Source organism: Pseudomonas sp. PWP3-1b2, from assembly GCF_049896045.1.
In the GTDB taxonomy this organism is placed as follows: domain Bacteria; phylum Pseudomonadota; class Gammaproteobacteria; order Pseudomonadales; family Pseudomonadaceae; genus Aquipseudomonas; species Aquipseudomonas antarctica_B.
On sequence record NZ_JAFCTN010000032.1, the window covers coordinates 15569 to 27109 of the forward strand.

The following is an 11541-nucleotide window of genomic DNA, read 5'->3' on the forward strand; positions in this document are numbered from 1 at the left end:
GTCCTTACAATCCCAGCATCGCCCGCCATGTCCAGGCAGGCGTTCCTCTTCAGGAGACTCCGATGTCCGTTGAGCAAGCCCCGGTGCAACGTGCCGATTTCGACCAAGTCATGGTGCCTAACTACGCACCTGCCGCATTCATTCCTGTGCGTGGCGAAGGTTCGCGCGTATGGGACCAGGCGGGTCGCGAGCTGATCGACTTCGCGGGCGGCATCGCGGTCAACGTATTGGGCCACGCCCACCCGGCGCTGGTCGGCGCGCTGACCGAACAGGCCAACAAGCTGTGGCATGTCTCCAACGTCTTCACCAATGAGCCGGCCCTGCGCCTGGCTCACAAACTGATCGACGCCACCTTTGCCGAGCGTGTGTTCTTCTGCAACTCCGGCGCCGAAGCCAACGAGGCCGCCTTCAAGCTGGCCCGTCGCGTCGCGTTCGACCGTTTCGGCACCGAGAAATACGAAATCATTGCCGCGCTGAACAGCTTCCACGGCCGTACCCTGTTTACCGTTAACGTCGGTGGCCAGTCGAAGTACTCCGATGGTTTCGGCCCTAAAATCACCGGCATTACCCATGTGCCTTACAACGACCTGGACGCGCTGAAAGCGGCCGTGTCGGACAAGACCTGCGCCGTGGTGCTTGAGCCGATTCAGGGCGAAGGCGGCGTGTTGCCGGCTGAGCTGGCTTACCTGCAAGGCGCCCGCGAACTGTGCGATGCGAACAACGCCTTGCTGGTATTCGACGAAGTGCAAACCGGCATGGGCCGCAGCGGCCACTTGTTCGCTTATCAGCATTACGGCGTGGTGCCGGACATCCTCACCAGCGCCAAGAGCCTGGGCGGCGGTTTCCCGATTGCGGCGATGCTCACCACCGAAGCGCTGGCCAAGCACTTGGTCGTCGGCACCCACGGCACCACCTACGGCGGTAACCCGCTGGCGTGCGCGGTGGCCGAGGCGGTGATTGACGTGATCAACACCCCTGAAGTGCTGGCCGGTGTGAACGCCAAGCACGACCTGTTCAAGGCCCGCCTGGAGCAGATCGGCAAGCAATACGGCATCTTCAGCGAAGTGCGCGGCCTGGGCTTGCTGATCGGTTGCGTACTGAGCGATGCCTTCAAAGGCAAGGCCAAGGACGTGTTCAACGCGGCCGAGAAAGAAAACCTGATGATCCTGCAAGCCGGCCCCGACGTGGTGCGTTTCGCCCCGAGCCTGGTGGTGGAAGAGGCGGACATCCAGGAAGGTCTGGACCGTTTGGAACGTGCTGTAAAAACGCTGACGCAAGCCTGATAGCGACACCTTTATTTGCCGCGCCCTGGATCAAAATGTGGGAGATGGCTTGCCTGCGATAGCCTCAACTCGGTGCAACTGACCGACCGAGTTGCCTGCATCGCAGGCAAGCCAGCTCCCACAGGGGTCTGCTTGCACATTGATACAGATGTGAACGCAGCTTCCGGGTACGGCATTTTTCCCTCTGTGAGTTTTTCGAGTTAAGGAGTGACACCATGCTGGTGATGCGCCCCGCGCAAATGGCTGATCTGGGCGAGGTACAGCGTCTGGCTGCGGACAGCCCGATTGGTGTCACCTCCTTGCCGGATGATGTGGAACGCCTCAGCGACAAAATCGCCGCCAGCGAAGCGTCCTTCGCGGCCGAGGTCAGTTTCAACGGTGAAGAAAGCTACTTCTTCGTGCTCGAAGACACCGAGACCGGCAAGCTTGCGGGCTGCTCGGCCATCGTCGCCTCGGCCGGTTACTCGGAGCCGTTCTACAGTTTTCGTAACGAGACCTTCGTGCACGCTTCCCGCGAGCTGAAGATCCACAACAAGATCCACGTGCTTTCCCAGTGCCACGACCTCACCGGCAACAGCCTGCTCACCAGTTTCTATGTGGTGCCTGAGCTGGTCGGTTCGCCGTGGTCGGAACTCAACTCCCGTGGCCGCCTGCTGTTCGTCGCCAGCCACCCCGAGCGCTTTGCCGACTCGGTGGTGACCGAAATTGTGGGCTACAGCGACGAGAACGGTGATTCGCCGTTCTGGGACGCCATCGGTCGCAACTTCTTCGACCTCAACTACGCCGCCGCCGAGCGCCTGTGCGGGCTGAAAAGCCGTACGTTTCTCGCCGAGCTGATGCCGCATTACCCGATCTACGTGCCGCTGCTGCCGGACGAAGCCCAGGAAGCGATGGGCCAGGTGCACCCGCGTGCGCAGATCACCTTCGACATCCTGATGCGCGAAGGCTTCGAGACCGACCACTACATCGACATCTTCGACGGTGGCCCGACGTTGCACGCGCGGGTCTCGGGCATTCGCTCGATCGCCCAGAGCCGCGTGGTGCCAGTGAAGATTGGCGAGATGCTCAAGGGTGTCGGCCGCCAATACCTGGTGAGCAACGCGCAGTTGCAGGATTACCGCGCGGTGATGCTGGAGCTGGACTACGCGCCGGGCAAGCCAGTGACCCTGGACCTGGAAACGGCCGAAGCACTGGGTGTTGGCGAAAGCGCGAGTGTGCGTCTGGTTGCGGTTTAAACACTGCGGTTAAAAGAGAGTTTCGCGGGTGGCTGGCAACAGCGGCCCGTCCGAGGAGATAGCATGATCGTTCGTCCCGTACGCAGCAGCGATTTACCGGCCCTGATTGATCTGGCGCGCAGCACCGGCACCGGCCTCACCACCTTGCCGGCCAACGAAGAGCGCCTGACCCACCGGGTTGGCTGGGCGGAAAAAACCTTTCGCGGCGACGCCGGGCGGGGCGATGCCGACTACCTGTTTGTGCTGGAAAACGACGAAGGCCAGGTGGTGGGCATTTCCGCCATCGCCGGCGCCGTTGGCCTGCGCGAGCCCTGGTACAACTTCCGAGTGGGCCTGACCGTCAGCGCCTCCCAGGAATTGAATATCTACCGCGAGATTCCGACGCTGTTTTTGGCCAACGACCTCACCGGCAATTCCGAGCTGTGCTCGTTGTTCCTGCACGCCGATTACCGCACGGGCCTCAACGGCCGCATGCTGGCCAAGGCGCGCATGCTGTTTATTGCGGAATTCCCGCATTTGTTCGGCAACAAGATCATTGCCGAGATGCGCGGTGTGTCCAACGACGCCGGCCGCTCGCCGTTCTGGGAAAGCCTGGGTCGACACTTCTTCAAGATGGAATTCAGCCAGGCGGATTACCTCACTGGCGTGGGCAACAAGGCGTTTATCGCCGAGCTGATGCCGAAGTTTCCGCTGTACAGCTGCTTCCTGTCTGAAGACGCACGCAACGTGATCGGCAAGGTCCACCCGGACACCGAACCTGCGTTGAGCATGCTTAAGAGCGAAGGGTTCAGCTACCAGGGTTACGTCGATATTTTCGACGCTGGCCCGGCGGTGGAGTGTGAAACCTCCAAGATCCGCGCCGTGCGTGACAGCCAGTCGCTGGTGCTGGCCATCGGCACGCCGGGGGACGACGCCACGCCGTTCCTGATCCATAACCGCAAGCGCGAGGACTGCCGCATTACTGCCGCGCCAGCCCGCCTGGCGGCAGGCACGCTGGTGGTCGACCCACAAACCGCCAAACGCTTGCAACTGGTGGTGGGTGATCAAGTGCGTGCTGTTCCGTTGTCCGCTGCTCGGGAGTCGAAATAATGAACTCGCTGTATATCGCAGGCAGCTGGCTGGCTGGCCAGGGTGAACTGTTTGAATCGCGCAACCCGGTAACCCAGCAGGTGCTGTGGGCCGGCAATGGCGCGAGCGCAGAACAAGTCGAGTCCGCCGTGCAGGCGGCGCGCCAAGCGTTCCCCGCATGGGCCAGCCGTTCGCTGGAAGATCGCATCGGCGTGCTGGAAACCTTCGCCGCCACCCTGAAACGCCGCGCCGATGAAATCGCCCGCTGCATCGGTGAGGAAACCGGCAAGCCGCTGTGGGAATCGGCGACTGAAGTCACCAGCATGGCCAACAAGATTGCCATCTCGGTACAGAGCTACCGCGAGCGCACCGGCGAGAAGAGCGGCCCCTTGGGGGACGCCACTGCCGTGTTGCGCCACAAGCCTCACGGTGTGGTGGCGGTGTTCGGGCCGTATAACTTCCCCGGCCACTTGCCGAACGGGCACATCGTACCGGCCTTGCTGGCGGGTAATACCGTGCTGTTCAAACCGAGCGAGCTGACCCCCAAAGTCGCCGAGCTGACCGTGCAGTGCTGGATCGAAGCGGGCTTGCCGGCGGGCGTGTTGAACCTGCTGCAAGGCGCGCGGGAAACCGGGATTGCGCTGGCGGCCAACCCGGGTATCGACGGCTTGTTCTTCACCGGTTCCAGCCGCACCGGCAACCATCTGCACCAGCAGTTCTCCGGGCGCCCGGACAAGATCCTCGCGCTGGAAATGGGCGGCAATAACCCGTTGGTGGTGGACGAGGTAGCCGATGTAGACGCGGCGGTCTACACGATTATTCAGTCGGCGTTTATCTCCGCCGGCCAGCGTTGCACCTGTGCGCGCCGCCTGCTGGTGCCGGAAGGCGCGTGGGGCGATGCGTTGCTGGCGCGTCTGGTGGCGGTCAGCGCGAGCATTGAAGTGGGCGCGTTTGACAGGCAACCCGCGCCGTTCATGGGTTCGGTGATCTCCCTTGGAGCAGCCAAAGCCTTGATGGACGCTCAGGAACTGATGTTGGCGAATGGCGCCGTGGCGCTGCTGGAAATGACTCAGCCGCAGGATCAGGCCGCTCTGCTGACCCCCGGCATCATCGACGTAACCGGCGTAACCGAGCGCGAAGACGAAGAACTGTTTGGCCCGCTGCTGCAGGTGATCCGCTACGCTGATTTTGAAGCGGCGATTGTCGAGGCCAACAACACCCAATACGGTTTGGCCGCGGGCTTGTTGTCTGACTCCGAAGCGCGTTATCAGCAGTTCTGGCTGCAAAGCCGTGCCGGGATCGTCAACTGGAACAAACAGCTGACCGGCGCCGCCAGCACCGCGCCATTTGGCGGGGTAGGGGCGTCGGGCAACCACCGCGCCAGTGCGTATTACGCGGCGGATTATTGCGCGTACCCGGTGGCCTCGCTTGAGACCCCGAGCCTGGTGCTGCCAGCAACGCTGACGCCCGGTGTAACGCTCACGTGAAGGTGGCACCGCTCTAGTGTGGGAGCTGGCTTGCCTGCGATTGCATCACCTGGGTCTCAGTGAAAGACCGAGGTGTCTGCATCGCAGGCAAGCCAGCTCCCACAGTGATCGGGTTTACAGTTATAGATCTGCAGTTAATGCCTATAAAAACAGATGTTCGTGGAGCCTCGCCGATGAAATCCTGTGAAGTCAATTTTGACGGTCTAGTGGGGCCGACCCATAACTACGGCGGTTTGTCCTACGGCAACGTCGCGTCCCAGAGCAACAGCCAGCAGTCTTCGAACCCGAAGGAAGCGGCGTTGCAGGGCCTGCAAAAAATGAAGGCCCTGATGGACATGGGCTTCAAGCAAGGGGTGCTGGCGCCTCAGGAACGTCCTGACGTGGCCGCCTTGCGCAACCTCGGTTTCAGCGGCACTGACGCTCAAGTGATCCAGCAAGCCGCCAAGCACGCCATGCCGTTGCTGGTGGCGAGTTGCTCGGCATCAAGCATGTGGGTGGCCAACGCGGCCACGGTCAGCCCGAGCGCCGACACCGCGGATGGCCGCGTGCATTTCACCGCCGCCAACCTCAACTGCAAATACCACCGCAGCATTGAGCACCCCACCACCAGCCGCGTGCTGGGGGCGATGTTTGCCGACGGGAAACACTTCGCCCACCACGCTGCCTTGCCGGCCGTGGCGCAATTTGGCGACGAAGGCGCCGCCAACCACACGCGTTTTTGCCGTGAGTACGACGAGGCGGGCGTCGAGTTTTTCGTGTTCGGCCGCAGTGCGTTCGACACCCGTTACCCGGCGCCGCAAAAGTACCCGGCGCGCCAGACGCTTGAAGCGTCCCAGGCGGTCGCGCGCCTGCACGGCTTGAAGGAAGACGGCGTGGTCTATGGCCAGCAGAACCCGGCGGTGATCGATGCCGGCGTGTTCCACAACGACGTGATCGCGGTGGGCAACGGCGAGATGCTGTTCTATCACGAGGACGCGTTCCTCAATACCGACCAAATGCTCGCCGAGCTGCAAGGCAAGTTGGGCAAGTTGGGCGGTAATTTCCAGTCGGTGTGCGTGCCCCGTGCCCAGGTCAGCGTCGAAGACGCCGTGCGTTCCTACCTGTTCAACAGCCAGTTGCTCAGCCGCCCCGACGGCTCGATGCTGCTGATCGTGCCGGAAGAATGCCGCGCCAACGAACGCGTCTGGCAGTACCTGCAAAGCCTGACGGCGTCCGGTGGGCTGATCCGTGAGGTGAACGTCTTCGACCTCAAGCAAAGCATGCAGAACGGCGGTGGCCCGGCCTGCCTGCGTTTGCGCGTGGCGCTGAACGAAACGGAACTGGCGGCGGTGAACCCAGGCGTTATCATGACCGCGCCGTTGTACGAAACGCTGACCCAATGGGTCGACAAGCACTACCGCGACAGCCTGCGCGAAAGCGACCTGGCGGACCCGCAATTGCTGCTTGAGTGCCGGACGGCACTGGATGAACTGACGCAAATCCTTAAACTGGGCTCGGTGTATCCTTTCCAGATCAATTAACGCCACCTCCTTTTACGCCCTATGTTGAGAGCTTTTTTATGACCACCGACACCTTGAAACTGATCCTTGAAGACACCGACGGCACCCAGCTCGAAACCTCTTGCACCCGCGTTGCCGTGGTGTGGCAGGGCAAGGAAATCTGGATCCAGCACGACGGCCGTGGCCAACTGTTGATCGGTGTGGATGTGGAAGAAGGCGACGCCGAGTACGCCAACCTGCTGATGCGCCCATTGGCCACCAACCTGATGAGCCTGCAACTGGAAATGGAGCCGGCCGAGGTTGAAGGTGATGACGATGATCACGTCCACGGCCCAGGCTGCAACCACTAAGGAAGCCCCTTATGCTCGCCCTCGGCAAACTGCTTGAACTGACCCTCGCCGGTCGCGAACCGGCGCAAAAAATTCAACTGACTGTCGACGGCGTGCAGATGCGCTGGCTCAGCGAGGGCGCACTTGAAGTGCGCCCGCCGCAGGCCCGGGACAACGGCAGCGACGTGTTGCTGTCGTCCGGCATTCATGGCAACGAAACGGCGCCGATCGAACTGCTCGACCGCCTGTTGCATGGCATTGCCCGTGGGGAGATCAAACCCCGCAACCGTATTTTGTTCCTGTTCGGTAACCCCGAAGCCATGCGCCGCGGCGAGCGTTATCTGGAACTGGACGTCAACCGGCTGTTCAACGGCCGTCATGAAAAAAACATCGGCCCCGAAGCCATGCGCGCTGCCGAGCTTGAGCAACTGGCCCGCAGCTTTTTCAGCCTGCCTGGCCGTTCGCGCCTGCATTACGACCTGCACACCGCCATTCGTGGCTCGAAAATCGAGCAATTTGCCCTGTACCCGTGGAAAGACGGGCGCCAGCATTCCCGTCGAGAGCTGGCGCGCCTGCGCGCCGCCGGCATGGAAGCGGTGCTGTTGCAGAACAAGACCTCGATCACCTTCACCGCGTTTACCTACGAGCAACTTGACGCTGAGGCGTTCACCCTGGAGTTGGGCAAGGCGCGGCCGTTCGGGCAGAACGAGGGCGTGGACGTGTCACGCCTGGAGGCTCGTTTGAAGCACATCATCGAAGGCACCGAGCCTGAGACCGATAGCCTCGACGGCCTGCAGCTGTTTGCCGTGTCGCGCGAAGTCATGAAGCACAGTGACGCCTTCCTGATGCACCTGCCGGCCGACGTGGAAAACTTCTCGCCGCTCGCCAAGGGCTATCTGCTGGCCGAAGACGTCGCCAAGACCCGCTGGGTGATCGAGGAGGAGGGCGCGCGCATCATCTTCCCCAACCCGAAAGTGAAGAACGGCTTGCGCGCCGGGATCCTCATTGTGCCGACCACCGAGCAAGGCCTGGCTTAGTCTTTGCGGTATTGCAGGCGCGGCGGTAACCCCAGTTCTTTGCGCAAGCCGTTTTCGCTGAACGCTGGCGGGTTGGTGTTTGTCGGCGGGGTGCCGGGGTCGCTGTCGAAGTCGAACGGTTGCGCGGTGGTCGGCAAGCCTACGGCCTGAAGTTCGCTGTTGGGGACCAGGTCACGCGGTTTGGTGCCGTCGATTCCATCCAGGCTTCCCCCCCGCAATACCGTGCCGCTGATGTTGTTGTAGGCGTGGCACAGCTCGTGGAACAGGTTAATGATGCTGGGCGTTCCGGGGATGATATCGGTGGTGTTGTACCAGATGCTTCCGCCATAGGAAGGGCGCCCTGGCTGATTATTGTGGATAAACGGCCAGTTTGCGCTTGCAGGGTCGGGCGCGAAAAGCCCGTTGGGTTCGGGGTAAAACTCATGGATGGTGATCGGGCGGCCGCTCGCCAGCGTGGCGCGTTCCAGTTCCGCCAACAACCGTTGACCGGTCGGTGAGCCAAGCAACAGGCGCAGGTCGTCGTTGACCCGTGCAATGAATGGCGCACTGCCCTGAATCGCTATGCCGCTGTGAGCCAGTGGCTTGGGTTCGAGGTGGATGGCATGGGAAGCCAACTGCCCTTGCGGGAGGTCGGGGAGGGTGTCCGGGTGCATCATCAGCGCGCAGTTAACGGTCAGGTTGCTCTTGAAGTTGAAGTAGGTCACGTCGTCGGCTTTGAGCTGGGTGACCTCGTTGAGCCCGTCGCCGGTGTAGATCACATTGCTCGCCGGGCCGGCCTTGATCCGGTCGTTACCGGGGCCGCCGCTGAGGATATTCGGCCCACGGCCACCGAGAATATGGTCGTCGCCCTCGCCACCGTCGATAAAGCAGCTGCCATCACCGCCGCTGATGTCGTCGCTGCCGGGGCCGCCGTACACCGTCATGTGAGTGCCTTGATAGCCGTGCACTTCGTCGTTGCCGTCGCCGGCCTCGACGTGACACTTGCCGTTGAGGACCGCGATGAAATCATCACCGGGGCCTGTATACACGCTGGCGATTCTGGCGGCGTTGAACACACGGTCGTCGCCTTCGCCGGTGTAGACGAAGACGGGAACAATCACGTTGTCCTCGATGTGAATCCGGTCGTTGCCGCCCTGTGTGTCCAGTACCAGTGTTTGTGACTGCCAGTTAAGCGTGATTTCGTAGCGTGACTGGTTGATCTGCACAGACAGCGTCGACAGCGGCCCGGCGGGAGGTGCAGCGGCGAAGACATTGACGTTGTCGGGCACGTTAAAGGTGGTGAGGCACAGTTGATCAACGTGTTGCTCCTTGAACAGTCTGCGCTCGATACGCACATTTTCATTTTCAAGGATTTCATGCACCTCGATAAAACCTGGGCCGCCCGGGCGATTATGGGTGGGCTCGCGCCTGGGGTTGGCGGTGCGTGTGTTGGCGTCGATGACGTAGACGCCGTCGGCGTTTGGGGTGGTTAACATGTCGCGTGTCCTTTGGTTAAGTAGGCAGGCGGTACTTAACGGCAAGGGCGCGCTGTTGAGGCGGTAACTATGCAAGCGCCCACAAAAAAGCCCCGACAAGCGAGCTTGCCGGGGCGTTTTTTTTAACGGGCTGAGCGTGGGTCAGACCGCCAGTTTTTGCTCGCTGCGACGGATCGCGCGGACTTTGTGCAGGGTGTCGGCGCAGGTGCGTGCCGCTTCCTGGCCCTTGTGCACGAAGTGTTCGTAGAAGAACGTGGTGTGCTCGCTGCCAGCGTGGAAGTGGTGCGGGGTCAGGGACACCGAGAACACTGGCACTTCGGTTTCGAGCTGAACCTGCATCAGGCCGCTGACCACCGATTGGGCGACGAACTCATGACGGTAGATGCCGCCGTCCACTACCAGGGCTGCAGCAACGATACCGGCATATCGGCCGGTCTTGGCGAGCAGTTTGGCGTGCAGGGGCAGTTCAAAGGCGCCGCCGACTTCGAAGAAATCGATGTCCGATTCCTGGTAGCCCTGGGCGATCATTTCGGCGAGGAAGCCTTTACGGGATTGGTCGACGATTTCCTTGTGCCAGCAGGCCTGGATAAACGCGACGCGCTCGCCGTGATGGTTTTTGCTTTTGCTGTCGATTGAGATGGGTTGCATGTTCTGACTCCTGTTTAAGAAAAAAACAGGGCGTTATGAATCGAATGGGATTTAAGGGTGCGGACAGCTACGCCATGCAAGCATGAACGCGGCGCTCGGCCCTTAGGTGCCAATCCCGTTCTCTCTTCATCCGGACTATGACCGTCGGCCCCGGGATCACACCGGGTCTGCTGACCTTGTCGCCGTCCTGCGTGAGCAGTTCGAGGCGCCAAGCGCTCGCGGGCTATGCACATTGCGTGCAATTACCGCCGGTGGGGAATTACACCCCGCCCTGAGAACGTTGCCACCAGAACCCTGGCGGCGGTGAGTTTTTAACATGGATTTTCAAAAACTGCACGGGTGCCGTATCGATAAGCTATATCGGTTTGTTTGGTTGGTATTCGATTGAAGGTACAGCGGGGCTTGATATTGCGTGGCTTTGCCCGCAGTAATCACTCATATAAGAAACGACTTAACCCTCCAGAGGCTTGTTTCATGTCTGTGATCGACCTGCGCAGCGACACCGTGACCCAACCCACCCCCGGCATGCGGGACGCGATGGCCAACGCCGCCAGCGGCGACGACGTGTACGGCGAAGACCCCAGCGTCAACCACCTGGAGGCCGAAATGGCCAAGCGCCTGGGGTTTGCGGCGGCACTCTTCGTGCCCACCGGCACCATGAGCAACCTGCTGGCGTTGATGGCTCACTGTGAGCGCGGCGAGGAATACATCGTTGGTCAGCAAGCCCACACCTACAAATATGAAGGTGGCGGGGCGGCGGTACTCGGTTCGATCCAGCCTCAGCCGCTGGACGTGCAGGCGGACGGCTCACTCGACTTGGATCAGGTACTGGCGGCGATCAAACCCGACGACTTCCATTTCGCCCGCACCCGCCTGCTGGCGCTGGAAAACACCATGCAGGGCAAGGTATTGCCGCTGGATTACCTGGCCAAAGCCCGTGCATTCACCCATGAACACGGCCTGGCCCTGCACCTGGACGGCGCGCGAATCTACAATGCGGCGGTCAAGCTGGGCGTGGATGCGCGGGAGATTGCCGGTTATTTCGACTCGGTGTCGGTGTGTTTGTCCAAAGGCCTCGGCGCGCCGATTGGCTCGGTGTTGTGCGGGTCTACGGCGCTGATCGCCAAGGCGCGGCGCCTGCGCAAGATGGTCGGCGGCGGCATGCGCCAGGCCGGCTCCCTGGCTGCGGCGGGGTTGTACGCGCTGGATCACCAAGTGCAGCGCCTGGCCGATGACCATGCCAACGCGCAATGGCTGGGGGATGAACTGCGTAAGGCCGGTTACGAGGTCGAGCCGGTGCAGACCAATATGGTCTACGTGCACGTAGGGGACCGCGCGCAGGCCTTGAAGGCGTTTGCCGCTGAACGCGGGATCACGTTGAGCGCTGCGCCGCGCCTGCGCATGGTCACGCATTTGGACGTGAGCCGGGCGCAGATGGAGCGCGTGCTGGAGACATTTGTCGAGTTTTCCCGAAAATGAC

The 11541-nt window shown here is 61.6% G+C and carries 10 protein-coding genes and 1 riboswitch; of the genes, 8 read left to right on the forward strand and 2 right to left on the reverse strand.

The features are described 5' to 3' along the window. Positions 1-62: 62 nt before the first annotated feature. The 7 genes from ACP7A2_RS19640 to astE all read left to right on the forward strand — a co-directional run bounded on the left by ACP7A2_RS19640 (position 63) and on the right by astE (position 7938). Positions 63-1283 (forward strand): aspartate aminotransferase family protein, encoded by a 1221-nt coding sequence (locus tag ACP7A2_RS19640; protein ID WP_426135546.1) that lies wholly within the window; start codon positions 63-65, stop codon positions 1281-1283. Positions 1284-1498: 215 nt separating this feature from the next. Continuing rightward, positions 1499-2518 (forward strand): arginine/ornithine succinyltransferase subunit alpha, encoded by a 1020-nt coding sequence (aruF, locus tag ACP7A2_RS19645; RefSeq protein ID WP_426135547.1) that lies wholly within the window; start codon positions 1499-1501, stop codon positions 2516-2518. 63 nt (positions 2519-2581) lie between these two features. Continuing rightward, positions 2582-3607: an arginine N-succinyltransferase gene (gene astA / locus ACP7A2_RS19650; RefSeq protein ID WP_426135548.1), complete on the forward strand. Its 1026-nt coding sequence runs from the start codon at positions 2582-2584 to the stop codon at positions 3605-3607. Continuing rightward, positions 3604-5073: a succinylglutamate-semialdehyde dehydrogenase gene (astD, locus tag ACP7A2_RS19655; protein WP_426135579.1), complete on the forward strand. Its 1470-nt coding sequence runs from the start codon at positions 3604-3606 to the stop codon at positions 5071-5073. Before astA ends, astD begins: the two co-directional genes overlap by 4 nt. Before the next feature lie 173 nt (positions 5074-5246). Next, on the forward strand, positions 5247-6593 hold the full coding sequence (gene astB / locus ACP7A2_RS19660; RefSeq protein ID WP_426135549.1) for an N-succinylarginine dihydrolase: 1347 nt from the start codon (positions 5247-5249) through the stop codon (positions 6591-6593). Positions 6594-6631: 38 nt separating this feature from the next. Beyond that, positions 6632-6922 carry a topoisomerase II gene (locus tag ACP7A2_RS19665; protein WP_071493983.1) on the forward strand — a complete coding sequence of 97 codons (291 nt, stop codon included), beginning with the start codon at positions 6632-6634 and terminating at the stop codon, positions 6920-6922. 11 nt (positions 6923-6933) lie between these two features. Next, positions 6934-7938, forward strand: coding sequence for a succinylglutamate desuccinylase (gene astE, locus ACP7A2_RS19670; RefSeq protein ID WP_426135551.1), 1005 nt, complete (start codon positions 6934-6936; stop codon positions 7936-7938). On the opposite strand, the gene ACP7A2_RS19675 is transcribed toward astE, so the two are convergent. Together ACP7A2_RS19675 and ACP7A2_RS19680 are read right to left on the reverse strand one after the other, a co-directional pair. After that, on the reverse strand, positions 7935-9413 hold the full coding sequence (locus ACP7A2_RS19675; protein WP_426135552.1) for a M91 family zinc metallopeptidase: 1479 nt from the start codon (positions 9411-9413) through the stop codon (positions 7935-7937). The genes astE and ACP7A2_RS19675 overlap by 4 nt on opposite strands. 141 nt (positions 9414-9554) lie before the next feature. Next, a complete protein-coding gene (locus ACP7A2_RS19680) occupies positions 9555-10061 on the reverse strand; it encodes a 6,7-dimethyl-8-ribityllumazine synthase (RefSeq protein WP_426135553.1) in 507 nt (168 codons plus the stop codon). A gap of 113 nt (positions 10062-10174) precedes the next feature. Beyond that, positions 10175-10344: riboswitch (FMN riboswitch) on the reverse strand. A 191-nt stretch (positions 10345-10535) separates the two neighbouring features. Between ACP7A2_RS19680 and ltaE the strand changes: the two genes are divergently transcribed. Next, positions 10536-11540 (forward strand): low-specificity L-threonine aldolase, encoded by a 1005-nt coding sequence (ltaE, locus tag ACP7A2_RS19685; RefSeq protein ID WP_426135554.1) that lies wholly within the window; start codon positions 10536-10538, stop codon positions 11538-11540. The last annotated feature ends 1 nt before the right edge of the window (position 11541 follow it).

Bases quoted from the DNA above. Each gene is read 5' to 3' on its own strand.
- ACP7A2_RS19640 (WP_426135546.1), top strand. From the start codon at position 63: ATGTCCGTTGAGCAAGCCCCGGTGCAACGTGCCGATTTCGACCAAGTC.
- astE (WP_426135551.1), top strand. From the start codon at position 6,934: ATGCTCGCCCTCGGCAAACTGCTTGAACTGACCCTCGCCGGTCGCGAA.
- ltaE (WP_426135554.1), top strand. From the start codon at position 10,536: ATGTCTGTGATCGACCTGCGCAGCGACACCGTGACCCAACCCACCCCC.
- ACP7A2_RS19665 (WP_071493983.1), top strand. From the start codon at position 6,632: ATGACCACCGACACCTTGAAACTGATCCTTGAAGACACCGACGGCACC.
- astB (WP_426135549.1), top strand. From the start codon at position 5,247: ATGAAATCCTGTGAAGTCAATTTTGACGGTCTAGTGGGGCCGACCCAT.
- ACP7A2_RS19680 (WP_426135553.1), bottom strand. From the start codon at position 10,061: ATGCAACCCATCTCAATCGACAGCAAAAGCAAAAACCATCACGGCGAG.
- ACP7A2_RS19675 (WP_426135552.1), bottom strand. From the start codon at position 9,413: ATGTTAACCACCCCAAACGCCGACGGCGTCTACGTCATCGACGCCAAC.
- astA (WP_426135548.1), top strand. From the start codon at position 2,582: ATGATCGTTCGTCCCGTACGCAGCAGCGATTTACCGGCCCTGATTGAT.
- aruF (WP_426135547.1), top strand. From the start codon at position 1,499: ATGCTGGTGATGCGCCCCGCGCAAATGGCTGATCTGGGCGAGGTACAG.